The organism is Micromonospora sp. WMMD708 (genome assembly GCF_049315245.1).
In the GTDB taxonomy this organism is placed as follows: Bacteria; Actinomycetota; Actinomycetes; order Mycobacteriales; family Micromonosporaceae; genus Micromonospora; species Micromonospora wenchangensis.
The window spans coordinates 4,410,310-4,433,770 of sequence record NZ_CP186060.1 but is presented as its reverse complement, the minus strand read 5'-3'; the positions used below and the strand labels follow the sequence as shown (position 1 = coordinate 4,433,770).

Sequence of the window (23,461 nt, the reverse complement as noted above, 5' to 3'; positions counted from 1 at the left end):
GGCGCGGGGTCGCCCACCGTTTCCCCCTCGCCGACGCTTCTGCCACCATTCGCTCGACATCCGTACGACGAATGGGGGTCACCGGTGCGCATCCTGCTGGTCGAGGACGACCGACGGGTGGCCGCCGCCCTCGCCTCGGCGCTGACCCGACGCGGGTACGAGGTCGAGCACGCCGCCACCGTCGCCGCCGCGCTCTCCGCCGCCCCCTGTGACCTGGTCCTGCTCGACCTCACCCTGCCCGACGGGGACGGCACGGAGGTGTGCCGGGAGTTGCGGCGGCGCAGCAGCCAGCTCGGCATCATCGCGGTCACCGCCCGGGGCGAGGAACGCGACCGGGTGCTCGGCCTGCGGCTCGGCGCCGACGACTACGTGGTGAAGCCGTTCTCGATGGTGGAGTTGCAGGCCCGGATCGAGGCGGTGCTGCGGCGGGCGGCGCACGCCGCGCCGGCCCGGGACCTGATCGAGGTCGGGTCGGTCCGGATCGACGTGGCCGCCCGGACGGTCGCCGTCGACGGCCAGCCGGTGGCGCTGACCCGTAAGGAGTTCGACATCCTGCTCTCGCTGGCCCGTCAGCCCGGTACGGCGGTGCCCCGGGACCGCATCCTGCTCGACGTCTGGGGCACCACCTGGGCCGACCGGCACACCGTCGAGGTGCACGTCGGTTCGCTGCGCGGCAAGCTCGGCGACCCCCGGCTGGTGGAGACCGTACGCGGGGTCGGCTACCGGCTCCGGGGCGAGTGAGGGGCAGCCGGTGCGGCGTCGACTGGTGATCAGCTACCTGCTGCTGATGGTGCTGGTGCTCCTGGCGTTGGAGACACCCCTCGCGGCGACCCTGGCGTCCCGGGAGACCGACCGGGTCCGCGCCGACCGGCTCGCCGACGCCACCCGGTTCGCCTCGCTGGCCGGGCCGGCGCTGCGCGGCGGCGGGGCGGGGCCGCTGACCGGCGAACTCGTCAGCTACGACCAGCTCTACGGCATCGGGGCGGCCGTCGTCGACCGGGACGGCCGGGCGCTGGTGGTGTCGACGAGTTGGCACACCGGCCGGGACACCCGGGCGGCCCTGGACACCGCGCTGGCCGGGCAGCAGTTCAACGGGCCGGACTCGGTCTGGCCGTGGGTGGACGGTCCGCTGGTGGTGGCGGTGCCGATCAACGACGGCGGTGAGGTGCTCGGTGCGGTGGTCACCGCCACCCCGGTGGCGAAGGTGCGCCGCACGGTGACCGCGTGGTGGCTGCTGCTGGCCGGGATCGGGCTGCTCGCCGTGCTGGCCTGCGTCTCCACCGCGTTCGGGCTGGCCGGTTGGGTGTTGCGCCCGGTGACCGAGCTGGACGCGGTGACCCACGAGATCGCCGAGGGGGACCGGGGCGCCCGGGTGCAGGACCGGTGGGGGCCGCCGGAGCTGCGCCGGCTGGCGGCCAACTTCAACCACATGGCGGCGGTGGTCGCCGACGTGATGGACCGGCAGCGGGCCTTCGTCGCGCACGCCAGCCACCAGTTGCGCAATCCGCTGACCGCGCTGCGCCTGCGGGTGGAGGAACTGGGGCCGAGCGTGGTCGACCAGGACGGCCGGGCCGAGCACCGGCTCGCCCTGGAGGAGACCGACCGGCTGGCGCTGGTCCTCGACGGGCTGCTCACCCTGGCCCGCGCCGAGCGGGAGCAGAACGAACGGGTCACCGTGGACGCGGCGGCGGTGGCCGCGTCCCGGGTCGCCGCGTGGGAACCGTTGGCCCGGCACCGGTCGGTCACGTTACGCCTGGTGGCGTCCGGTCCGGCCCACGCCCGGACCGTGCCGACCGCGGTCGACCAGGCATTGGACGCGCTGATCGACAACGCGATCAAGTTCAGCGGTGACGGCGGTGAGGTGACCGTCGCGGTCCGGCACGCCGACGGGGGCACCGCGCTGGAGGTGCGCGACACCGGCCCGGGGATGACCTCGGGCCAGCTCGACCAGGCCACCGAGCGGTTCTGGCGGGCCCCGGACGCGCAGAACATCGAGGGCGCCGGTCTCGGCCTGACCATCGTGGCGGTGCTGGTGGACGCCTCCGACGGCCGGCTCACCATGCATCCCGGCGAACCGCGTGGCCTGGTCGCCGAGTTGTGGTTCCCCGCCCCGCCCGACACCGACCCCGGATCCGATGCCCGGTCCGTCGACGCGGCCCCGCCCGCCGGCTGAGCGGTCAGGGTTTGGCCGACCGGTACCAGTCGGCCGCGCCCGGGTGCAGCGGTAACGGTGTGGTGGCGATCGCCGAGCGGGGACTCATCCGGCCGGCTGCCGGGTGGGCGGCGGCCAGCTCCGACCGGCGTTCCATGAGCAGCCGGGTCACCTCGCGCACCAGGGGCTCGGGCAGGTCCGCCCGGACGATCAGGTAGTTGGGGTTGGCGACGGTGGTGACCGGGTCCACCCCGTACACCGAGCGGGGGACGTCCCGGGAGACGTACACCTCCCGGTAGGCGCGGCGCAGCGGCTCGGTCCACTCGCCGAGGTTCACCAGCCGGATCGAGGTGGCGTCCGCCAGCGCCTCCACCCCGCGTACCGGCAGGCCACCGGAGAAGAAGAAGGCGTCGATCTTCCCGGCGCGCAACGCCGCCACCGAGTCGTCCAACCCGAGGTGCTCCTGGCGGACCTGGTCCCCGCCGAGCCGGGCCACCTCCAGCAGCCGGGTCACGGTGACCTCGGTGCCGGAGCCGGCCGCCCCCACCGAGACCCGCCGCCCGCGCAGGTCCGCGAGGTCGCGGATCGGTCCACCGGCCGTGGTGACCAGGTGCAGCAGGTCGTCGTAGACGCGGGCCACGGCGAGCACCCGCGGCGGGGTGGTCGGGCTGGTGTCGAGGACGTCGGCCTGGGTGAAACCCAGTTCGGCGGCGCCGGAGCCGACCAGCCGGACGTTCTGGGCGGAGGCGGCGGTGACCACCACGCTGGCCCGGACATCGGGCAGCTCGCGGTTGAGGACGGTGGCCAGCGACTGACCGAAGGCATGGTAGACGGCGGTCGGGCTGCCGGTGGCGATCCGGATCCGGATCGGCTCGTCGGGGGATTCCTGGCAGGCGGCCAGCCCACCGAGCACCACGACCAGCAGCATCAGCAGCGTCCCGCCGGCGGAGGCGGACCGCCGGCCGCGCCCGGTCCGGCTACGGCTCACGCGGTGCACTCTGCGCCGTCACCGGCTCCGGCGCAAGCTCGGGCCGCCGGTGACCGGTCTGAGCCCCGGGTCAGCGGGCGGTGTGGTGGCCGGTGGCCGTGCTCAGACCAGGGTGGGGGTCCGGGCGGGTGCCAACGCGGCCCGTTCCATGATCCGCAGCCGGTCCGGTCCGTCCGCGACGCTCACCACCAGGCAGCCGGCCCCCGGGCGTAGCAGCGCCGGCACCTCCAGCAGCGCCGCCGACCGGATCAGTACGGCGGCGAGTTCCCGGTCGGCCAGCCGGATGCCGAGGATGTGCCGCCGGACGTGCCGGCCGCCGGCCAGCAGGGCGGAACGCCAGGCGGCCGAGGCGAGCCGGGTCCGCCAGGCGGCCCTCGGGGTGGAGGACCCGACGGCCGGTCCGAGCAGTTCCCGTCGTCCCTGCCGCCAGCCCGCCTCCCGCAGCTGCGTGAATCCGGCGCGGTGATCCGCCGACACGTGCAACCGGTGCAGCTCGTACCGGCGGCGCAGGCCACCGGTGACCACCTCGTGCTCGACGGGGACGTCGAGCCGGGCGAGCAGTTGCCGCATCCGCAGCGCCGCGTCCTCCCGGTTGAACTCCACGACCCCCCGCTGCGGCGGCGTGGGGGCGTGCGGGCGGGCCGTCGGTGCCGGCGTGCAGCGCACCAGGCAGGCCACCTCGAACGCGTCGGCCAGGGTCAGCCAGTCCAGCGGGGGCGGGGACGACGGGAGGCGTGGCCGGTCGAGCAGGCGGGGTTCGGAGGTCATCGGACCGCTCCTTCTCGACGGGGGACTCCCCTAACGGTCGCCTGCCGGTCGGTCCGCCTCCAGCCATCGGCACCGGAATTGAGGAAATCTTGCGTTCCTAGAGTTCGGTCACCACCACGTCGATCTGCCGGGGCCGCCCCGCCGTCACCGGCTGCTCCTCCACCGGGTACTTCAGGTCACGCAACGCGCCGATCAACGCGGTCGCGGTCCGGGGCCGGGCCCCGGCCAGTAGCAGGTCACGCACCAACCGCCCCTTGGTGGCCTTGTTGAAGTGACTGACCACCGAGCGTTCGCCCGGCCGGCGCTCGTGCAACACCCGCACGGTGACCGTCCGACCGGCCAGCTCCGCCGGCGGCGTCCAGGTCGCCGCGTAGGCGGCGGAGCGCAGGTCCAGCACCGGTCCGCCGCCGGCCGCCGCCGTCAGCACCGGTGACAGCACCCGCCGCCAGTACGCCGACAGCGCCCCCACCCCCGGCAACCGCGCCCCGATCGGGCACCGGTACGGCGGAATCCGGTCGGCGAGCCGGACCGCGCCCCACAGGCCCGAGCTGACCAGCACGGTGCGGCGGGCCGTCCGCAGCGCCCCGGGCGGCAGGGTGGCCAGGCCGAGCGCCTCGTAGAGCACCCCGGTGTAGACCTGCCCGGCGGGTGCGGTGGCGGCCCGGTCCAGCCGGGCGTTACGGGCCACTTCGCCCCGCTGACCGGCGCTCAACCCGAGGGCGGCCAGCGCGGCGTCCGCGGCGGCGTCGGACCGGCCGGTGGCACAGAGCGTCATCAGCGCGCCCAGCACCTCCTCGCGGGCCGGGGTCAGCTCGGGCAGGCTGAGCCGGGTCAGGTCGAGCCGACGGCCGGTGCCGGCGTCGGCCTTGCCCTCGGAGGGCGGCAGCAGGATGAGCACCGGCACAGCGTACGGGCCGGGGCCGGCGTCACGACCGGACGCCGCTCGGGCCGCTCCCGTGCCCACCAGCACATCCCGGCCCGGCGTGGGCCGGCCTACTACCGGGGCGCTCGCCTGGCCGCTGCCGGACACCTGTGGCAGGGTTGCACCGTGCCCTCCACCACCGCAGGTCAGCTGGCCGTACCCACCCTGCACCGGGCCGCGCGGATCGAGGACGCCCTGCACCAACTGGTGGAGCGCCGGCTGCGGCGCACCGGGTGGCAGCCCAACATCGTCGCGTACGCCGGTTACGGTGCCCCCGGCTGGGCCCGGGTGCTGTGCCGGGTGCTGCTCAGCCGCCCCGACCGGCGGCAGGGCCGGCTGGAGAAGGTCCGCGGCTGGCGCAGCTTCGCCACCCTGCCCGCCAAGCACGTCGACGTCACCATCGAGGCCGGCGATGGCGTGCACACCGCCCGGGCCGACCGCAGCGGCTTCGTCGACACCGTGGTCAAGGCCGACTTCACCCCCGGCTGGGCGTCGGTGCGGCTGCGGGTCGCCGACGCCGAACCGGTCGAGGCGCTGGTCCGGGTGATCGACCCGGAGGTGCGCCTGGGCATCCTCTCCGACATCGACGACACGGTGATGGTGACCGCGCTGCCCCGGCCCATGCTGGCCGCCTGGAACACCTTCGTCCTCGACGAGCACGCCCGTACGGCGGTGCCCGGCATGGCGGTGCTCTACGAACGCCTGGTCACCGCCCACCCGGGCAGCCCGGTGTTCTACCTGTCGACAGGCGCGTGGAACGTCGCGCCGACGTTGACCCGGTTCCTGTCCCGGCACCTCTACCCGGCCGGCCCGTTGCTGCTCACCGACTGGGGGCCGACGGCCGACCGCTGGTTCCGCAGCGGCCGGGAACACAAGCGGGCCACCCTGGCCCGGCTGGCCGCCGAGTTCCCCGACGTGCGGTGGCTGCTGATCGGCGACGACGGCCAGCACGACCAGGAGATCTACCGGGAGTTCGCCGCCGCCCATCCGGAGAACGTCGCCGGGGTGGCGATCCGCCGGCTCTCCCCGACCCAGTCGGTGCTCGCCGGTAGCCTGCCCGTGCCGAACGACCGGCCGTCGTCGGCGGGGCCGGTGGGGCAGAAGTGGCTCTCCGCCCCGGACGGGGCGGGCCTGTGGAAGCTGCTCCGCGACGCCGGCCTGGTCTGAACGGCCCGACCGGCGTCCCGTGCAGCGGGGTTCAGTCGCGGCGGAGCCAGAGCACGCCGAGCGGGGGCACCCGCAGCGACACCGAGGCGGGCAGGCCGTGCCAGGGGACGTCCTGGGCGTGCACCGCGCCGAGGTTGCCCACCCCGGACCCGCCGTAGTGGTGGGCGTCGGTGTTGATCACCTCGGTCCAGGTGCCGGCGGCCGGCAGGCCGACCCGGTAGTCCTCCAGCGGCCCGGCGGAGAAGTTCGCCACGCAGACCAGGGTCGCGCCGTCCGGGGCGATCCGGACGAAGGAGACCGTGTTGTTGGCGACGTCGTCCCCGGCGATCCAGCGGAACCCGGCCGGGTCGGTGTCCTGCGCCCACAGCGCCGGGGTGTCCCGGTAGGCGGCGTTGAGGTCGGCGACCAGCCGCTGCACGCCGGCCCGCGCCGGATCGTGCAGGAGGTACCAGTCGAGGCCGCGTTCCTCGCTCCACTCCCGGTCGTCGCCCAGCTCGCAGCCCATGAAGAGCAGTTGCTTGCCCGGGTGCGCCCACATGTACGCCAGCAGGGCCCGTACGTTGGCCAGCCGTTGCCAGGTGTCGCCGGGCATCTTGCCGGCCAGCGACCCCTTGCCGTGCACCACCTCGTCGTGGCTGATCGGCAGCACGTAGTTCTCGCTCCAGGCGTACGCCAGGGAGAAGGTGAGCTGATGGTGGTGGTGCTGCCGGTAGATCGGGTCCTTCGCGGTGTAGAGCAGGGTGTCGTGCATCCAGCCCATGTTCCACTTGAAACCGAAGCCGAGCCCGCCGTCGGCGGTGGACCGGGTCACCCCGGGCCAGGCGGTGGACTCCTCGGCGATCATCACCACCCCGGCGTGGTGCTTGTAGACGGTCGCGTTGACCTCCTGCATGAAGGCGATCGCCTCCAGGTTCTCCCGGCCGCCGTGCTGGTTGGGCAGCCACTGCCCCTCGGGGCGGGAGTAGTCCAGGTAGAGCATCGAGGCGACCGCGTCCACCCGCAGGCCGTCGACGTGGAACTCGTCGCACCAGTAGAGGGCATTGGCGACGAGGAAGTTGCGAACCTCGCGGCGACCGAAGTCGAAGACGTACGTGCCCCAGTCGGGGTGCTCGCCGCGGCGCGGGTCGGGGTGTTCGTAGAGCGGGGTGCCGTCGAAGCGTGCGAGGGCCCACTCGTCCTTGGGGAAGTGCGCGGGCACCCAGTCCAGCAGCACCCCGATGCCGGCGGAGTGCAGCCGGTCCACCAGGTAGCGGAAGTCGTCCGGGTCGCCGAACCGGGAGGTCGGCGCGAAGTAGCCGGTGACCTGGTAGCCCCAGGAACCGCCGAACGGGTGCTCCATCACCGGCAGGAACTCCACGTGCGTGAAGCCCATCTCGGTGACGTACGCGGTGAGCTGTTCGGCCAGCTCGCGGTAGCCGAGGCCGGGCCGCCACGAGCCGAGGTGCACCTCGTACACGCTCATCGGTTCCCGGTGCGGCTGCCGGCGGGCCCGCTGCTCCAGCCACTGCGCGTCGGTCCACTCGTAGCGGGACCGGTGCACCACCGACGCGGTGGCCGGCGGCACCTCCGCGTACGCGGCCAGCGGGTCGGCCTTGTCCCGCCACCGGCCGTCGGCACCGAGGACGCGGTACTTGTAGCGGGCCCCCTCGGGTGCGCCGGGCACGAAGATCTCCCACACGCCGCTGGACCCGAGGCTGCGCATCGGCCAGCCGTCGTCGGCCCCCCAGCCGGTGAAGTCGCCCACCACCCGTACCCCACGGGCGTTCGGGGCCCACACCGCGAACGCGACGCCGTCGTCGCGGACCCGCGCGCCGAGCGCCTCCCAGAGCCGTTCGTGCCGGCCCTCGCCGATCAGGTGCAGGTCCAGCTCACCGAGGGTCGGCGGGTGACGGTACGGGTCGTCGGTGACCCACCCGTCGATGTCGACCCGGTAGTCGAGCACGCTGCCCTCGACGCGGGCCTCGAAGATGCCGACGTCGTGCACCCGCTTCATCGGGTGCCGGTCGTCGCCGACGAGCAGCGCCACGTCACCCGCGCCGCGCCGCATGGTGCGGATCGTGGTCCACCCGTCGGCGGGGTGCGCGCCGAGCAGGGCGTGCGGGTCGTGCGTCGCGCCGGCGATCAGCTGGTCCATCGGTCGTCCTTCGGGGCGGGGTCGGTCGGGGTGCTGCCGTGCGGGGCACGGCCGGTCCTGGTGTTACCGGTCCTGCCACGGCGGCCCCTGGCGGGGCGGGGTGCGGCGGGGCCGGGCGGCTGGTCGGCCCCGGCCCCGGCGGCGGGGGTGGTCGGGGCGGTGCCGCCGGAGAGCTCGGCGGGCACCTCCGTCACGGTCAACTCGGCCGGTTCCGCACCGGCCGGCGGCACGGCCGGCGGTGTCGGCGGACGCCGGACCGTCAGCACGTGCGCGGGTTGCAGGTACGGGTCGAGCCGGACCGCGTTGCGCTGCCCCCATTCGTAGCTGGCCCCGGTCAGCTCGTCATGCACGGTGAACCGTTCGTGCCAGTCGAAGCCGAGCGCCGGCATGTCCAGTGTGGTGTTGCCCCACTGCACGGTCTGCGAGTCGAACGAGCAGACCACGATGACCGTGTCGCCGGTGTCCGGGTCGTGCTTGGACCAGCAGAGCAGCGCCGGGTTGTCGATGTCGTGGAAGACCAGGTTGCGCAGCCGGTGCAGGGCCGGGTGCTCGCGGCGGACCCGGTTGAGGGTGGCGACGAACGGGGCGAGCGAGCGACCGTGTGCCTGCGCGCCGGCCCAGTCGCGGGGGCGCAATTCGTACTTCTCGTTGTCGAGGTACTCCTCGGCCCCGGGCCGGGCGACGTGCTCGAACAGCTCGAACCCGGCGTAGATGCCCCAGGACGGGCTGAGCAGCGCGGCCAGCACCGCCCGGATCTTGAACATCGGCGGTCCGCCGTGCTGCAACGACTCGTGCAGGATGTCCGGGGTGTTGGGCCAGAAGTTGGGCCGCATCCAGTCGACCGAGGCGACCAGTTCCTCGCAGTACTCCCGCATCTGCGCGGCCGTCGTGCGCCAGGTGAAATAGGTGTACGACTGGGTGAAGCCGATCTTGCCGAGCCCGTGCATGATCGCCGGCCGGGTGAACGCCTCGGCCAGGAAGAGCACGTCCGGGTCGGTGCGTTTGACCTCGGCGATCAGCCAGTGCCAGAAGTCGAACGGCTTGGTGTGCGGGTTGTCCACCCGGAAGATCCGGATGCCCTCGCCGATCCAGTGCCGCACCACCCGCAGCACCTCGGCCCGGATGCCCTCGGGATCGTTGTCGAAGTTGACCGGGTAGATGTCCTGGTACTTCTTCGGCGGGTTCTCCGCGTACGCGATGCTGCCGTCGGCGCGGGTGGTGAACCATTCCGGGTGCTCGGTCACCCAGGGGTGGTCAGGGGCGCACTGCAACGCCAGGTCCATCGCCACCTCCAGGCCCTGCTCGGCGGCGGCGGCGACGAAGTCACGGAAGTCCTCAGGCGTACCCAGGTCGGGGTGGATGGCGTCGTGGCCGCCCTCGGCCGCGCCGATCGCCCACGGCGAGCCGACGTCGTCGGGGCCGGCGGTCAGCGCGTTGTTGCGGCCCTTACGGTTGACCCGGCCGATCGGGTGGATCGGTGGCAGGTAGAGCACGTCGAAGCCCATCGCCGCGACCCCGGGCAGCCGGTCCATCGCGGTGACGAAGGTGCCCGAGCGGGCCGGGGCGTCGACGGTGGCCGGGATGGCGCCCTCGGAGCGGGGGAAGAACTCGTACCAGGCGGAGAAGAGCGCCCGGGGGCGGTCCACCCAGAGCAGGTGCGGGGTGCCGGTGGTGACCAGTTCCCGCACCGGATGGGCCCAGAGCAGGTCGGCCAGGTCGAGGGCCGGGGCGACCCGGTGGGCCAGCTCGGCCTCCTTGTCGCCCAGCGCGGCCACCGCCGCCTCGACCCGCCCGACGTCGCCGGCCGGTACGAGCTCCAGCGCGGCGGTCAGCACCCGCACGCCCTCGGCCAGGTCGTTGGCCAGCTCGGCCGCCCCCTGCCCGGCGGCGACCTTCTTGGTCACCGCGTTCTGCCAGGTCAGGTAGGGGTCCTGGAACGCCTCGACGGTGAAGGTCCACTCGCCGACCGCGTCCGGTCGGATGGTGGCGTGCCAGCGGTCCTGCCCCGGTTCGCCGGGGCGCATCCGGGTGAACGGGCGGGTCACGCCGTCCGGGCCGTGCCAGACCACGTTGCAGCCGAGCGCGTCGTGGCCTTCCCGGTAGGCGCGGGCCGACACCGGCACCAACTCGTCGACCACCGCCTTGGCCGGGTAGCGACCGCAGGCGACGACGGGGGAGACGTCTTCGATCGGGAACCGTCCGCTCACCCGCTCAACCTACTGTGCGAGATCCCCTCGCGCTCAACCAAGCGACCCCTTCTCCCGCCGGCCGCCCCGTCGGACGTTCGCCCAGCTCCGGACACGTGGCGTTGCGGGCTGATCACCACGTGTGTATGGTCGGCCGGGTCAATCGACGGATCATGATCTGGAGGTAGGATGAATCGGCTCAAATCTCGCGCGGCGGCCCTCGTGGCGGGTGCCTCGATCGCTGGCCTCGCCGTGGGTGTGGTGCCCGGCACCGCCGCCCAGGCCGGTTACTACCAGTACCGCAAGTGCTCCGATGCGGTCTCGCTCTCCTTCTTCGTCGACAGCACCTCGTCGACCACGCGGTGGCCGCACTCGATCGGCTGGAACAACGTCATGTACGCGGCGCAGGAGGCCAACGGCCGCTACCACGTCTCGCTCTGGGACACCTCGGGTGACACCAACGGCTGGGTCAGCACCGCCTGGGTCCGCGCCTGCTGAGCGGCCCGCCGCCGACTCTGACGACGACGCGGCCCCGACCCACCCACCCGAAGATCCGGAGGTACCCCATGAGCACGATCGGCAAGCGCGCGGCAGCCCTGTTGACGGTGACCGCCCTGACCAGCCTCGGCGCGGCCGTGGTGACCGGTGGTGCCGCGCAGGCCGCCTACTACCAGTACAGCAAGTGCTCCACCGCCGTCAGCCTGTCCGTGTTCGTGGACAGCACCTCGTCGACCACGAAGTGGCCGCACTCGGTCGGCTACAACACCCGGATGTTCGCCGCGCAGGAGGCCAACGGCCGCTACCACGTCTCGCTCTGGGACGCCTCGGGTGACACCAACGGCTGGGTCAGCACCGCCTGGGTCCGGCCCTGCTCGTAGTTCCCCGGGTTCGCGCAGGCGTCCGACCTGCCCGTAGCTCTCCGGCGGCTGCCGCGTGGCCGGCCGTGCGGTAGGTCCCTCCCCCTTCAGGCCCCTGCCCCGCGTCGGAAATCCCCTCCCCGCGTCACCTGTCCGGAGACACGTGTGCCCGGCTGGCATGTCCCTGCCAGCCGGGCACGCCGTATTGGCGAGTGGCTGGCGGAGGATGCTGTCTCCCACTGCCGGGTGGCCCGCCGCATCCGCTGCGCCCGAGCGGAGATGCCGATGATGATCCCGTGGGCCTGTAGCAGCATCACCGCTCGCTGCACGGTCGAGACGCTTGCCGAGTAGAGCTGGGCCAACTCGGCGTAGGTGGGCAGCCGGCTCTCCGGTGGGTACTCGCCCTGCTGGATGCGGGCATGCAGGTCGGCGGCGACCTTCCGATAGCCCATCGGGATGGTCATGGACCGGCTCCGTTCGGCAACACTATCGTCGGAGAACCTGTATTCCTGTCAGGCATAAATATGCCTGACAGTCATACGACCTTCTGGAGAGTGGTACCCCCGTCGGGGTTACGCATTGTGCGGGCGGGCAAGCTATTCCGGGCTGTCGGGTGTCCAGTAGCGGTTCCCGCGCTATGCGGGCGGCTTCGGTGCCACAAATGAGCCCTTGCCCTGGTGTACCTCGATCCAGCCCCGCTCATCCAGAATCCAGAGGGCTCGCTTGATCGGGTTGTCGGAAGAGCTGTACTGCTGGGCGAGCTGGGCGATCGTCGGCAGTCTGTCGCCGGGTTTGAGCGTGCCGCTGCGAATCGACGCGATGACGTCGTCAACGACCTGTTCATAGACGGGCTTGCGGGGCATGGGACCACCTCTCGTCAGCCGGTCCAGAATCTCACCAGGCGCGACGCGGTGTGGACTCTGTGTTGACTCAGGTGCCTGAGGGTCCTAAGTTGGTCCCTGTCAGGAGGGCTTTCTCGTCAGCATCGGATCGCCTCCCGGTCGGAATCGGCAAACATGCACAACCATCCGGCCGTCGGCCATGACCTGCATCTCTGGCACACTCATGAGGAGGTATGGATGGATGGGCGTCCACATCAGGGGCCGCTGCGAGGGGCGTACCCGGTGCCGGGTGGTCCTGCTCCGCTGCCGGATGGCGACCGGGTGCCCGTGCCGGTCCGGTCGCGCCGCACGCTGCTGCGTCGGCGGCGGTTCGCCTACGGTGTGGCGGTCGCGGTGTGCGTACTCGTGCTGCTCGTGGTGGGGGTTTCGCGGTGAGCGGGACGGGCCGGCGGTGAACGAGCTGCCGGTGGGCCGCCGGGTCGCCCAGTGGCGGGTGCGGCGCAACATGACGCAACAGCAGTTCGCCGACCATCTCGGCAAGTCGAAGAGCTGGGTGGACAAGGTCGAGCGCGGGGTACGCCGGCTGGAGCAGGTGTCCAACCTCCGGATGGTCGCCGAGACGCTCCGGATCGACCTGGAGGTGCTGCTCGCCGGGTCGGCGGGGGAGCCGGCGCGACCGGAGACCGCCACCACCGGGGTCGACGCGGTGCTGGCCGCGCTGGCCCGCTACCACGTCGAGCCGCCAGCCCGGCCGCCCGACATCGCGGAGCTACGCACCCGCCTGGCCCACGCGGAGCAGAGCTACCGGCACGCCCGGTACCCGGAACTGCTCGTCCTGCTGCCTGGCCTGGTCGACGCCGTCCGCGCGGCGCGGGCCCTCCGGCCCGGCCGGGCGACCGACGGCCTGCTGGCCCGGGCGTACGGCCTGGTCGCGCTGGTGCTGCTCAAGGTCGACCGGCCGGAGGTGGCCTGGCTGGCCGCCGACCGGGCGCTGGCCGCCGCGCAGGTCACGAAGGACGCGTGGGTGGCCGCCACCGCCACGGTGCCGTTGGCCCAGGCCCTGCGCCACGGCGGCCGGCGGCGGGCGCGATGGAGGCCGCCGCCGTCGCCGCCCACCGCCTCCTGCCGGGGCGTTCCCCGGGCACGCCACGGGCTACCGTGTCGACTACCGGTGACGACCCGTCAACCGACCCGGCGCTGCTCGCCACGCTGCTGCTCCAGGCCGGCCTGGCCGCCGCCGGGCGGGGTGACGGCCGGGCCGCCCGGGACCTGCTCGGCCGGGCCGGCCGGGCCGCCCGGGATGCCGGGGCCGAGGGCGGCGGCGCGGCGGTCGAGGCCGCGCGGGTGGTCGCCGAGGCCGCCCTCGGCGAGATCACGGCGGCGACGGTACGCCACGAGCGGCTGGTGGCGGGCGACGAGTGGCGGTGGCTGCCCCCTGAGCACCGGGCCGCGTACCTGCTCGACGCCGCCCGTGCCTACGTGCTCGACGGTAACCTGCTCCGCGCCGGCCGGGCGGTGCTCGAAGCGGAGCGAACCGTCCGCAACGAGGTCCACGACCGCCCGGCGGTACGCCCCCTGGTCGCCGTGGTGGCCCGTTCCGCCGCCCCGCCCGCCCTGACCCGCCTCGCCGCCACCCTCCACGTCACCTGACGGCCCCGGACAGAGACCTGTGACACGTATCATCTGTATTACGTATCTAGGGGGCTGCCGTGAAGTTGAACAGCAAGGGTCAGGTGACGATCCCGGCGGAACTGCGGGTTCGGTACAACCTGCACGAGGGTGATGAGGTCGACGTGATCGAGGAAGGCGGCGCACTGCTCATCGTGCGCGTCAGTGACGCTGAGACCCGTGGTCAGCGTCTGGTCCGGCACATGCGCGGCAGGGGCAGCGCCCCGGAGGTGCAGGGAATGTCGACCGAGGACCTGATGGACCTGCTCCGTGGGGAGTGAACGGATCCGGGCTGTCGGGGCTCGGGTGCCGGAGACAGTTGCCACGCTGGTCGACACCAACGTCCTGTTGGACGTCTTCACCGAGGACCCGCAATGGGCCGACTGGTCGGCTGAGGCCCTGGCCAGCGCCCGCGACGAGGGCGTTCTGGTGATCAATCCGATCGTGTACGCCGAGGTGTCCGTGCGGTTCGACGGTGTCGAGGAGCTCGACGCCGCGCTGCCCGCCACGGATGTCCTCCGTGAGGAACTGCCCTACCCGGCGGGCTTCCTGGCCGGCAAGGCGCATGCGCGATACCGCCGGCAGGGCGGCAACAAGCGTTCGCCGATCGCCGACTTCTACATCGGCGCGCACGCGGCGGTCTGCCGCTACCGCCTGCTCACCCGCGACAGCAGCCGCTACCGCTCGTACTTCCCGACGCTGAAGTTGATCGCGCCCAGCGAGTGACGGCCGTCTGTCGCCTGGTCTGTGCGGCGCTAGCGTAGGGCAGGCTGGGCTACCTGTCGCCGTAGTGGTACCGGCAGGCGATGATCTCGACGTCGTCCTTGGTGACCCGGTACACCAGCCGGTGTTCGCGGTCGATCCGGCGGGACCAGAAGCCGGAGAGCTCACCCCGCAGGGGCTCCGGCTTGCCGATGCCCTCGTACTCGTTGCGCATGACGTCGGCGATGAGATCGTTGATGCGCTTGACCAGCTTGCGGTCCGTGTGGCTGAGGTACTGGTTCCACGCCGTCGCGGTGAAGACCAGCCTCACGCGACGTCCCGTACGGTCGTCGGGTCGACCAGTTCCCGCTCGGTGGCGTCACCCTCGTCGAGTTCCGCGATCGATCGGCGCAGGGCTGCCGCGTTGCCCGGACTGCGCAGCAGGTACTCGGTCTCCTTCATCGACTCGTACTCCGCCAGCGGCACGATGACCACCGGCTCGTGACCCGACCGGGTCACCACCACCTCCTCCGCGTCGTTGATGACGCTGTCGAGTTCGGCGGCCAGGTTCTGCCGTAGCTGGGTGAAGTTCACGGTCCGCATGACCACCTCCGAGGTAGGTACAGAAAACTGTACCTGACCCTGGTCATTCCAGGAGCGAGCGGTACAGCTCCAGGGTCTGGACGGCGATCGCGTCCCAGGAGAAGTGCTCGACGGCCCGCCGCCGGCCGGCGAGACCCAACTCCTCGGTGCGCTGCGGGTCGGCCAGCAGCTCGTTGATCGTCTTGCCGAGGTCGGCGACGAACCGGTCCGGGTCCAGCGGGTTGCCACTGCCGTCGCCGGCCTGCTCGATCGGCACCAGCAGCCCGGTCTCGCCGTCGGCGACCACCTCGGGGATGCCGCCGGTGGCGGTCGCCACCACCGCCGTCTCGCAGGCCATCGCCTCCAGGTTGACGATGCCCATCGGCTCGTAGACCGAGGGGCAGACGAAGACGGTGGCGTGGGTGAGCACCTGGATCACCTCGGGCTTGGGCAGCATCTCGGCCACCCAGACCACCCCGGACCGGTTGGCCCGCAGTTCGGTGACCAGCCCCTGGACCTCGGCGGCGATCTCCGGGGTGTCCGGGGCGCCGGCGAGCAGCACGAGCTGGGTGTCGGCGGGCAGTTCCCGGGCCGCCCGCAGCAGGTACGGCAGACCCTTCTGCCTGGTGATCCGCCCGACGTAGACCACGCTGGGGCGGGACGGGTCGATGCCGAGCCGGTCCAGCACGTCGGTGCCGTGGTCGGGGGAGTACTGCGTGGTGTCGATGCCGTTGTAGACCACCCGGACCCGGTCCGGGTCCACCGCCGGGTAGGCGGTCAGCACGTCCCGCCGCATCCCCGCGCTGACCGCGACGATCGCGTCGGCGGACTCCATCGCCGTCCGCTCGCACCAGGAGGAGAGCGCGTAGCCGCCGCCGAGCTGTTCGGCCTTCCACGGGCGCAGCGGCTCCAGGCTGTGCGCGGTCACCACGTGCGGCACCCCGTACAGCAGCTTGGCGGTGTGCCCGGCCAGGTTGGCGTACCAGGTGTGGCTGTGCACCACGTCGGTGCCGGCGCACCCGGCGGCCATCGCCAGGTCGACGCCCATGGTGCGCAGCGCGGCGTTCGCGCCGCCCAGGTCGGCCGGCTCGGGGTACGCGGTGACGCCCGGCTCGTCGCGCGCCGCGCCGAAACAGTGCACCCGGACGTCGGCGAGCCGGCGCAACTCCCGGGCCAGGTACTCGACGTGCACCCCGGCCCCGCCGTACACCTCCGGCGGGTACTCGCGGGTCAGCAGGTCCACGCGCAGCGGGGCGGAGTCGCTCATGCCCGGCACCCTAGTGCAGATTCCGGCCGCGCACCGGTCGCGGAACTGTGCCCGTACGAGTGGTGAAGTCGCAGCGGTATGGATAGCGTCTGGTCATGGCTGCCAAGGTGCTCGCGATCGTCCTGGCCGGCGGAGAGGGCAAGCGCCTCATGCCGCTCACCGCGGACCGGGCCAAGCCGGCCGTCCCGTTCGGCGGGATGTACCGCATGGTCGATTTCGTCCTGTCCAACCTGGCGAACGCCGGCTTTCTCAAGATCGTCGTGCTGACCCAGTACAAGTCCCACTCCCTGGACCGGCACATCACCAAGACCTGGCGGATGTCGACGTTGCTCGGCAACTACGTCACGCCGGTGCCGGCCCAGCAACGCCGGGGCCCGTGGTGGTTCGCCGGGTCCGCCGACGCGATCTACCAGAGCTTCAACCTGATCAACGACGAACAGCCGGACTACGTGATCGTCTTCGGCGCCGACCACATCTACCGGATGGACCCCCGGCAGATGGTCGACGACCACATCGCCTCCGGCGCCGCGGTGACCGTGGCCGGCATCCGGCAGCCGCTGTCGATGGCCGACCAGTTCGGCGTGATCGAGGTCGGCCCGGACGGGAAGCGGATCACGTCGTTCCGGGAGAAGCCCACCGACGCCGTCGGCCTGCCCGACGCCCCCGACCAGATCTACGCCTCGATGGGCAACTACGTCTTCTCCACCCGGGCGCTCTGCGAGGTCGTCGAGCGGGACGCGGCCGACAAGACCAGCAAGCACGACATGGGCGGCAGCATCATCCCGATGCTCGTCGAGCGGGGCGAGGCCAACGTCTACGACTTCAAGGACAACGAGGTGCCCGGCAGCACCGACCGGGACCGGGGCTACTGGCGGGACGTGGGGACGCTCGACTCGTTCTACGACGCGCACATGGACCTGATCAACGTGCACCCGGTGTTCAACCTCTACAACTTCGACTGGCCGATCTACACCGACCAGCCGCCGTACCCGCCGGCGAAGTTCGTCCACCAGTGGGGCGAGCGGGTCGGCCGGGCGGTCGGCTCGATGATCTCGCCAGGCGCGGTGATCTCCGGCTCGCTGGTGGAGAACTCGGTGGTCTCGCCCAAGGTCAAGGTGCACTCCTGGGCGCAGGTCGACGGCGCGGTGCTGATGGAGGGCGTCGAGGTGGGCCGGCACGCGGTGGTCCGCCGGGCCATCCTCGACAAGAACGTCTTCGTGCCCGAGGGCGCCGAGATCGGGGTCGACCTGGAGAAGGACCGGCAGCGCTACACCGTCTCCGACAACGGCGTCGTCGTCATCGGCAAGGGGCAGCGCGTCGAGCCCTGAGCCCGGGTGTGTGACCCGGCCGCCGCCGGGAAGACACCGCACCCACCCCGTACCACCCGAGGAGGTTTCCGCAGTGGCCCACCCCCGTGCCGGACAGCCCGCCGAGCCCGCCGACCTGGTCGACGTGCCCCGGCTGGTGACCGCCTACTACGCCGAGCACCCGGACCCGGACGACCCGGCGCAGCAGGTCTCCTTCGGCACCTCCGGCCACCGGGGGTCCAGCCTGCGCAACGCGTTCAACTCCGACCACATCCTCGCCGTCACCCAGGCGCTCTGCGACTACCGCCGCCAGCAGGGCCTGACCGGGCCGCTGTTCCTGGCCCGGGACACCCACGCGCTGTCCGCCCCCGCCGAGGCCGACGCGCTGGAGGTGCTCGCCGGCAACGGGGTGACCGTGCTGCGGGACAGCCGCGACGGCTACACCCCCACCCCGGCGCTGTCGCACGCCGTGCTCACCCACAACCGCGGGCGCACCGACGGGCTCGCCGACGGCATCGTGATCACCCCCTCGCACAACCCGCCCGACGACGGCGGCTTCAAGTACAACCCGACCAACGGCGGGCCCGCCGAGACCGACGTCACGAAGTGGATCCAGGACCGGGCGAACGCGATCCTGGCCGCCGGGCTCAAGGAGGTCAGACGCATCCCGTACGCGCGGGCGCGCGCCGCCGACACCACCGGCACGTACGACTTCCTCGCCGGCTACGTCGACGACCTGCCGTCGGTGCTGGACATCGACGCGATCCGCGACGCCGGGGTGCGGATCGGCGCCGACCCGCTCGGCGGGGCCAGCGTCGCCTACTGGGGTGAGATCGCCGAGCGGCACCGCCTCGACCTGACCGTGATCAACCCGCTGGTCGATCCGACCTGGCGGTTCATGACCCTCGACGGCGATGGCAAGATCCGGATGGACTGCTCGTCGCCCAACGCGATGGCGTCCCTGATCGCCGCCCGGGACCGGTTCCAGGTCTCCACCGGCAACGACGCCGACGCCGACCGGCACGGCATCGTCACCCCCGACGGTGGCCTGATGAACCCCAACCACTACCTGGCGGTGGCGATCGGTCACCTGTTCCGTACCCGGTCGCAGTGGGGGCCGGCGGCGGCCGTCGGTAAGACCCTGGTCTCCTCCTCGATGATCGACCGGATCGCCGCCGACCTGGGCCGGCCGCTGCTGGAGGTGCCTGTCGGCTTCAAGTGGTTCGTCCCCGGGCTGCTCGACGGCACCGTCGGCTTCGGCGGCGAGGAGAGCGCCGGGGCGTCCTTCCTGCGCCGCGACGGCAGCACCTGGACCACCGACAAGGACGGCATCCTGCTCTGCCTGCTCGCCGCCGAGATCATCGCCACCACCGGCCGGACCCCGAGCGAGCACTACGCCGCGCTGACCGACCGTTTCGGCGCGCCCGCGTACGCCCGGATCGACGCACCGGCCAGCCGGGAGCAGAAGGCGGTGCTCGGCCGGCTCTCCCCGGAGCAGGTCACCGCCACCGAGCTGGCCGGCGAGCCGATCACCGCCACCCTGACCAGCGCCCCGGGCAACGGGGCTGCCATCGGCGGGCTGAAGGTGACCACCGGGTCGGGCTGGTTCGCCGCCCGGCCGTCCGGCACCGAGGACGTCTACAAGATCTACGCCGAGTCGTTCCAGGGTCCCGAGCACCTGGCCCGCATCCAGGACGAGGCGAAGTCCCTGGTCGACGAGGTGCTGGGCTAACAGCCGGACGACGTCGTCGCGCCCCGCCGGTCACCGCACGGTGACCGGCGGGGCGTAGTCGTCTGCGCCCGTTTCCGGGGTTTTCTCCCGATGAGCGTGTCGCCGCCCCCGCTGCCTCGTTGCGCAGGGGGCGACCGAAAACAGTGAGGGGAACATCTGATGGTCTGGTCCAGGGTGGTCACCGACCCTGGACCGCGGATCGACGTCATCGACACCCGGGCGGTCCGCCTGACCCGAGGCGCCCGGTCGAGACGACAGCGGGAGCTGGTCGGTCGGCTGTTGCGCTGCTATCCGGTCAGCTTCCTGGTGCTCGCCCCGTACGCGTTGCTGATCTTTCCGATGGCGGTGTTCCACGACAACCCGCAGACGGGTTTCATCGCGCTCCTGGTGGGGCTGGCCCTGCTGGGGAGCGTCTCGGTGGAGACGCTGGGTCTGCTCTTCGGGCGTCCCGATCCGCAGTGGCGGCAGGGGATGCGGCAGGCGACGGCCCGCTATCCCCGGATCTACCCGGTGGCCAGGCTCGTGACGCTGACCAGCATGGCGGCCGACCTGCTGGGCGCCTACCTCGGGCGGGGGAGCATCGTCGCGCAGATCTCCGGGGAGTTGTCCGACGCGCCGATGGTGGCGCTGACCAAGCTCTTCTCCGGCTGGGGGGCGCTCGGCTTCGCGTTGCTGGTCGCCAGTCACCTGGGCGGCCGACTGTCCCGGGGCAAGCTGTACGGCTGGCTCACCGCGCTCGTCACCACCCAGGCGGTCGTCACCATGCTGACCGCCCTCACGGCACCGCTTATCGGTTTCGTCTTCTTCGCGGTGGCCGCAGGAGTGGTCTGCGGTGTGTTCCGGCTGCGCTACCTGCTGTTGGGCACGGTAGCGTTGGTTCTGCTCTGGCCCGCCATCTTCGAGTACCGCAACGAGATCCGGCAGGACCAGGGTATCGAGGTCAGTGATGCCGTGACGGCGGCGGACCGGATCCGCCTGGACCGGCAGTTGACCCTGGTCGCGGGCATCGACGTCCCGGTCGACCTCGATGAGCCGGACCTCGTAGACCACCTCAGGTACGGGCTGGTGCCCCGGATCGTCGATCCCGACCGGCCGGCGTTGTCCACCGGGAAGCAGATCAACCAGTTCCTCGGTGGCGGACCGACGTCCGCCTCCAACTTCCTGCTGCTGGGCAACATCTGGTTCTTCGACGGGCCGGTCGGGGTGGTGCTCGTGCACGCCTTCTGGGCGGGCTTCGTGGCGTTGCTGCTGCGCTGGCGGGCCCGGCCCGGCCCGGCCCGGTTGAGCCTGTTCTGTCTGGTCTTCTCCGACGTGCTGTTGTGGTCCGGCACCTACCCCGACTCGACGATCGCCTTCCTGCAACACGTGGTGTCGGCCATGACGGTCTTCTTCCTGTTGTGGCTGACCCGCAGCATCGCCCCGTGGTCGCCGCGCCGGCCGGGGCGTGGCGTGCCGCCTGCGGGCACCCACCTTCCCCCTGGGGTGCACCGGGCCGGTGGCCGCCCCGTCGCCTTGCGGGTCGGCGGCCGGCTCGTCGTGCACCGGAAAGGGGACGCCTGGTGATCGGGCCCAGGACGGCTGTCCACCCGGTGGCCGTCGAGCCTGCGGCCGGGACCTACCGGGGCGGTGCGGGGCCCCGCCCGGGAACCGGCCCGTGGTCCCGTCGGCAGCGGGAGTTGGTCGGCGGGTTGTTGCGGTGCTATCCGGTCAGCTTCCTGGTGCTCGCCCCGTACGCGGTGTTCATCCTCCCGATGGCGGTGCTCAACGACAACCCGCAGACCGGCTTCATCGTGCTCCTGGTGGGGCTGGCCCTGCTGGGCAGCGTCAGCGTGGAGACGCTGGGCCTGTTCCTCGGGCGTCCCGATCCGCAGTGGCGGCAGGGGATGCGGGAGGCGACCGCCGGCTATCCCCGGATCTACCCGGTGGCCCGGCTGGTGACCCTGACCGGGATGGCGGCGAGCGTCATCGGGGCCCACCTCGGGCGGGGGACCATCGTCGCCCAGGTGTCCGGCGACCTGTCCGACAGCCCTGTCGCGATGGTGTGCGCCCTCTTCTCCGGTTGGGGCACCCTGGGCTTCGCCCTGTTGGTGGGCAGCCACCTCAGCGGCCGGCTGTCGTTGCGGCGGTTGTACTGCTGGGTGGCCGTACTCGTCGGCGTGGAGGCGTACGTCGCGGTGCTGACGGCCCGGTCCGCGCCGCTGGTGGCCCTGGTGTTCTTCGTCGCCGCCGCCGGGGCGGTCTGCGGGGTCTTCCGGTTGCGTCACCTCCTGCTCTGGTCGGTGGTGCTCCTGCTCGCCTGGCCGGCCATGTTCGCCCAGCGGAACGCCATCCGGGAGGAGCGCGGGGTGGTGGTGGACACCCAGGTCACCGCCGTCGACCGGCTCCGGCTGGACAGCCAGCTCACCGCCGTGGCGGCGTTCGCGGTGCCGGTCGAGATCGGCCAGCCCGGTGTCACCGACTACTTCAGGTACGGGCTGGTGCCCCGGGTGCTCGATCCGGACCGGCCGGCGTTGTCCACCGGGCAGCAGATCAACCAGTTCCTCGGTGGGGGACCGACGTCGTCGTACACCTTCCTGCTGTTGGGCAACATCTGGTTCTTCGACGGACCCGCCGGCATGGTGGCCGTGCACGCCTTCTGGTCGGGCTTCGTGGCGCTGCTGCTGCGCTGGCGGAGCCGGCCCGGCCCCGCCCGCCTGACGTTGTTCTGCCTGGTCTTCTCCGACGTGCTGCTCTGGTCGGGGACCTATCCCGACTGCACCATCGGGTTCCTGCAACACGTGGTGTCGGCCACGCCGGTCTTCCTGCTGTTGTGGCTGACCCGCAGCGGCCCCGCCGGCCGCGACGACGAGGTGACCGTACCGGTGGGTGCCGTCCGGTGACCGTCCCGGTCCGCTCCCGGGCCGGCCGCGCCGGTCTCCCGGATGCCCCTCGACGCGGTCACCGGGCACTGCTGGCGCTGGTCGTCGGGGGGTTGTCCAGCGGGGGCAACCTGTTGGTGGCGGTCACCGTCACCCGGCTGGAGTCGATCGGCGGGGTCGGCGAGTTCGCGCTGGCGTTCTCGTGTTACGTGCTCGGCTCCGGGCTGGTGCGCAGCATGGTGACCGAGGCGACGCTGGCAGCGGGGACGGGCGTCGCCTCGGCCACCCGGAGGGTCGTCCTGCTCGGCCTGCTCTGCGGTGGTCCGGTCGGTGCCGCCGGGGTGGCCTACGGGTCGGCCTACCTGGTCGGGGTGGGACTCGCCCTACCGGGCCTGGTGCTCTACGACCACGCGAAGGCGGTCGCCGTCGGGCTCGGCGTACCGTCGGGCGCACTGTGGCAGGAGGCGACCTGGGCGGCGGTCACCTGCTGCGCCGCGCTGGCCGGACTGCTCGGACTGGTCGACGCGCCGTGGGTGGTGGCCGGCTGGGCGGTCGGCGGCGGCGTGGTGGGCGTGGTCGTCGCGGTCCGGCGCGGTTACAGCCTGCGGCCCGGCTGGTACGACGACCGGGCGCAGCGCCGGGTCGCGCTGGGATTCGGTACGCAGTTCCTGCTCACCACCGGGTCGGCGCAGGTGTCGCTGAGCGCGGTGGCCGCCTTCGCGGGCACCCCGGTGGTCGGCGCGTTGAGTGCCGGGCGGACCCTGCTGGGGCCGGTGAACCTGCTGCTGTCCACCGCCGCCACGCTGACCCTGCCCTACCTGGCCCGTACCCGTGGCGCGTCCCGGTCGGTCCGGTCCCGGGCGGCCGTGCGGGTTTCGCTGCTGGTGGCGGCCGGTGTCCTGCCGGTGACGGCGGCGGTCGCCCTGTTGCCCGACCCGCTGGGCCGGATGCTGCTGGGTGGCAACTGGGAACTGGCCCGCAGCCTGCTGGTGCTGCTTGCGCTGGAGAGCCTGTTCGCGGTGCCGGCCGCCGTCGGCTTCGCCGGGCTGCGGGTGGAGCAGGCGAGCCGCCGGGCGATCCTGCTCGGGGTCCTGCTGGGCGGGCTGCGGGTGCCGGTGGTCGTCGCCGCGGCGGTCCTGGGTGGGGCGACCGGCGCGGCGGGTGCCCTCGCGGCGTTGGCCCTGGTCAGCGCGGTCGCCTGGGCGGGCAGCTACCTGCTGCTGCTGCGGCGGGTGGCCGGCCACACGCCGGCCCACCGGTGGGATGCCCGGTCCCACCCCCCGGCTCACCGTCGACACCACCCGGTCCCGCCCATGGGCTGAGCCGGGG

Annotated in this window: 23 protein-coding genes and 1 pseudogene; 14 read left to right on the top strand and 10 right to left on the bottom strand. The window is 72.5% G+C overall.

Annotated elements, in window-relative coordinates; all coding sequences use genetic code 11:
- Positions 1-84 precede the first annotated feature (84 nt).
- Both ACN260_RS19715 and ACN260_RS19710 read left to right on the top strand, forming a co-directional pair.
- On the top strand, positions 85-741 hold the full coding sequence (locus tag ACN260_RS19715; protein ID WP_363656582.1) for a response regulator transcription factor: 657 nt from the start codon (positions 85-87) through the stop codon (positions 739-741).
- Positions 742-751: 10 nt separating this feature from the next.
- Positions 752-2,173: an ATP-binding protein gene (locus ACN260_RS19710; protein WP_422752493.1), complete on the top strand. Its 1,422-nt coding sequence runs from the start codon at positions 752-754 to the stop codon at positions 2,171-2,173.
- A gap of 4 nt (positions 2,174-2,177) precedes the next feature.
- On the opposite strand, the gene ACN260_RS19705 is transcribed toward ACN260_RS19710, so the two are convergent.
- The 3 genes from ACN260_RS19705 to yaaA form a co-directional block, all read right to left on the bottom strand.
- Positions 2,178-3,140, bottom strand: coding sequence for a TAXI family TRAP transporter solute-binding subunit (locus tag ACN260_RS19705; RefSeq protein WP_422752492.1), 963 nt, complete (start codon positions 3,138-3,140; stop codon positions 2,178-2,180).
- A gap of 102 nt (positions 3,141-3,242) precedes the next feature.
- Complete coding sequence (locus ACN260_RS19700; protein WP_422752491.1) at positions 3,243-3,908, bottom strand: hypothetical protein; 666 nt, start codon at positions 3,906-3,908, stop codon at positions 3,243-3,245.
- A gap of 97 nt (positions 3,909-4,005) precedes the next feature.
- Entirely contained in the window at positions 4,006-4,806 is an 801-nt protein-coding gene (gene yaaA, locus ACN260_RS19695) for a peroxide stress protein YaaA (RefSeq protein WP_422752490.1), read from the bottom strand.
- Between the two features lie 150 nt (positions 4,807-4,956).
- On the opposite strand from yaaA, the gene ACN260_RS19690 reads away from it, so the two are divergent.
- A complete protein-coding gene (locus ACN260_RS19690; protein WP_422752489.1) occupies positions 4,957-5,997 on the top strand; it encodes an App1 family protein in 1,041 nt (346 codons plus the stop codon).
- 31 nt (positions 5,998-6,028) lie between these two features.
- Here ACN260_RS19690 and glgB read toward each other — a convergent pair whose 3' ends face one another.
- The gene (glgB, locus tag ACN260_RS19685; RefSeq protein WP_422752488.1) at positions 6,029-8,131 is read right to left on the bottom strand and encodes a 1,4-alpha-glucan branching protein GlgB; all 2,103 of its coding nucleotides are present in this window, start codon (positions 8,129-8,131) and stop codon (positions 6,029-6,031) included.
- Positions 8,119-10,338 carry a maltotransferase domain-containing protein gene (locus ACN260_RS19680; protein ID WP_422752487.1) on the bottom strand — a complete coding sequence of 740 codons (2,220 nt, stop codon included), beginning with the start codon at positions 10,336-10,338 and terminating at the stop codon, positions 8,119-8,121. Before ACN260_RS19680 ends, glgB begins: the two co-directional genes overlap by 13 nt.
- A 168-nt stretch (positions 10,339-10,506) precedes the next feature.
- Between ACN260_RS19680 and ACN260_RS19675 the strand changes: the two genes are divergently transcribed.
- A complete protein-coding gene (locus ACN260_RS19675) occupies positions 10,507-10,815 on the top strand; it encodes a hypothetical protein (protein ID WP_422752486.1) in 309 nt (102 codons plus the stop codon).
- Positions 10,816-10,883: 68 nt separating this feature from the next.
- Positions 10,884-11,195 (top strand): hypothetical protein, encoded by a 312-nt coding sequence (locus tag ACN260_RS19670; RefSeq protein WP_422752485.1) that lies wholly within the window; start codon positions 10,884-10,886, stop codon positions 11,193-11,195.
- An 86-nt stretch (positions 11,196-11,281) separates the two neighbouring features.
- Here ACN260_RS19670 and ACN260_RS19665 read toward each other — a convergent pair whose 3' ends face one another.
- Positions 11,282-11,638 (bottom strand): GntR family transcriptional regulator, encoded by a 357-nt coding sequence (locus ACN260_RS19665; RefSeq protein ID WP_422752484.1) that lies wholly within the window; start codon positions 11,636-11,638, stop codon positions 11,282-11,284.
- 171 nt (positions 11,639-11,809) lie between these two features.
- Positions 11,810-12,037 (bottom strand): winged helix-turn-helix domain-containing protein, encoded by a 228-nt coding sequence (locus tag ACN260_RS19660; RefSeq protein ID WP_204927966.1) that lies wholly within the window; start codon positions 12,035-12,037, stop codon positions 11,810-11,812.
- Between the two features lie 178 nt (positions 12,038-12,215).
- Here ACN260_RS19660 and ACN260_RS19655 point away from each other — a divergent pair.
- The 4 genes and pseudogenes from ACN260_RS19655 to ACN260_RS19640 form a co-directional block, all read left to right on the top strand.
- Positions 12,216-12,647: pseudogene (locus ACN260_RS19655) on the top strand (helix-turn-helix domain-containing protein); the annotation flags it as partial.
- Positions 12,648-13,174: 527 nt separating this feature from the next.
- Positions 13,175-13,666: a hypothetical protein gene (locus ACN260_RS19650; RefSeq protein WP_422756886.1), complete on the top strand. Its 492-nt coding sequence runs from the start codon at positions 13,175-13,177 to the stop codon at positions 13,664-13,666.
- 59 nt (positions 13,667-13,725) lie between these two features.
- The gene (locus ACN260_RS19645) at positions 13,726-13,965 is read left to right on the top strand and encodes an AbrB/MazE/SpoVT family DNA-binding domain-containing protein (RefSeq protein WP_422752483.1); all 240 of its coding nucleotides are present in this window, start codon (positions 13,726-13,728) and stop codon (positions 13,963-13,965) included.
- A 25-nt stretch (positions 13,966-13,990) separates the two neighbouring features.
- Positions 13,991-14,410 carry a type II toxin-antitoxin system VapC family toxin gene (locus tag ACN260_RS19640; RefSeq protein ID WP_422752482.1) on the top strand — a complete coding sequence of 140 codons (420 nt, stop codon included), beginning with the start codon at positions 13,991-13,993 and terminating at the stop codon, positions 14,408-14,410.
- Between the two features lie 49 nt (positions 14,411-14,459).
- On the opposite strand, the gene ACN260_RS19635 is transcribed toward ACN260_RS19640, so the two are convergent.
- The 3 genes from ACN260_RS19635 to glgA are packed head-to-tail and all read right to left on the bottom strand — an operon-like array spanning position 14,460 to position 16,235.
- Positions 14,460-14,717, bottom strand: a complete 258-nt coding sequence (locus ACN260_RS19635; RefSeq protein WP_145918750.1) for a Txe/YoeB family addiction module toxin — start codon at positions 14,715-14,717, stop codon at positions 14,460-14,462.
- The gene (locus ACN260_RS19630; protein WP_067303547.1) at positions 14,714-14,989 is read right to left on the bottom strand and encodes a type II toxin-antitoxin system Phd/YefM family antitoxin; all 276 of its coding nucleotides are present in this window, start codon (positions 14,987-14,989) and stop codon (positions 14,714-14,716) included. Before ACN260_RS19630 ends, ACN260_RS19635 begins: the two co-directional genes overlap by 4 nt.
- 43 nt (positions 14,990-15,032) lie before the next feature.
- A complete protein-coding gene (gene glgA, locus ACN260_RS19625; protein ID WP_422752481.1) occupies positions 15,033-16,235 on the bottom strand; it encodes a glycogen synthase in 1,203 nt (400 codons plus the stop codon).
- 95 nt (positions 16,236-16,330) lie between these two features.
- Between glgA and glgC the strand changes: the two genes are divergently transcribed.
- The 5 genes from glgC (at position 16,331) to ACN260_RS19600 (ending at position 23,454) form a co-directional block, all read left to right on the top strand.
- Positions 16,331-17,563 carry a glucose-1-phosphate adenylyltransferase gene (glgC, locus tag ACN260_RS19620; RefSeq protein ID WP_088645396.1) on the top strand — a complete coding sequence of 411 codons (1,233 nt, stop codon included), beginning with the start codon at positions 16,331-16,333 and terminating at the stop codon, positions 17,561-17,563.
- A gap of 73 nt (positions 17,564-17,636) precedes the next feature.
- Positions 17,637-19,274, top strand: coding sequence for a phosphoglucomutase (alpha-D-glucose-1,6-bisphosphate-dependent) (pgm, locus tag ACN260_RS19615; protein WP_422752480.1), 1,638 nt, complete (start codon positions 17,637-17,639; stop codon positions 19,272-19,274).
- Between the two features lie 159 nt (positions 19,275-19,433).
- On the top strand, positions 19,434-20,837 hold the full coding sequence (locus tag ACN260_RS19610; protein ID WP_422752479.1) for a hypothetical protein: 1,404 nt from the start codon (positions 19,434-19,436) through the stop codon (positions 20,835-20,837).
- Positions 20,834-22,153, top strand: coding sequence for a hypothetical protein (locus tag ACN260_RS19605; RefSeq protein WP_422752478.1), 1,320 nt, complete (start codon positions 20,834-20,836; stop codon positions 22,151-22,153). Before ACN260_RS19610 ends, ACN260_RS19605 begins: the two co-directional genes overlap by 4 nt.
- Positions 22,150-23,454, top strand: a complete 1,305-nt coding sequence (locus tag ACN260_RS19600; RefSeq protein WP_422752477.1) for a hypothetical protein — start codon at positions 22,150-22,152, stop codon at positions 23,452-23,454. Before ACN260_RS19605 ends, ACN260_RS19600 begins: the two co-directional genes overlap by 4 nt.
- The last annotated feature ends 7 nt before the right edge of the window (positions 23,455-23,461 follow it).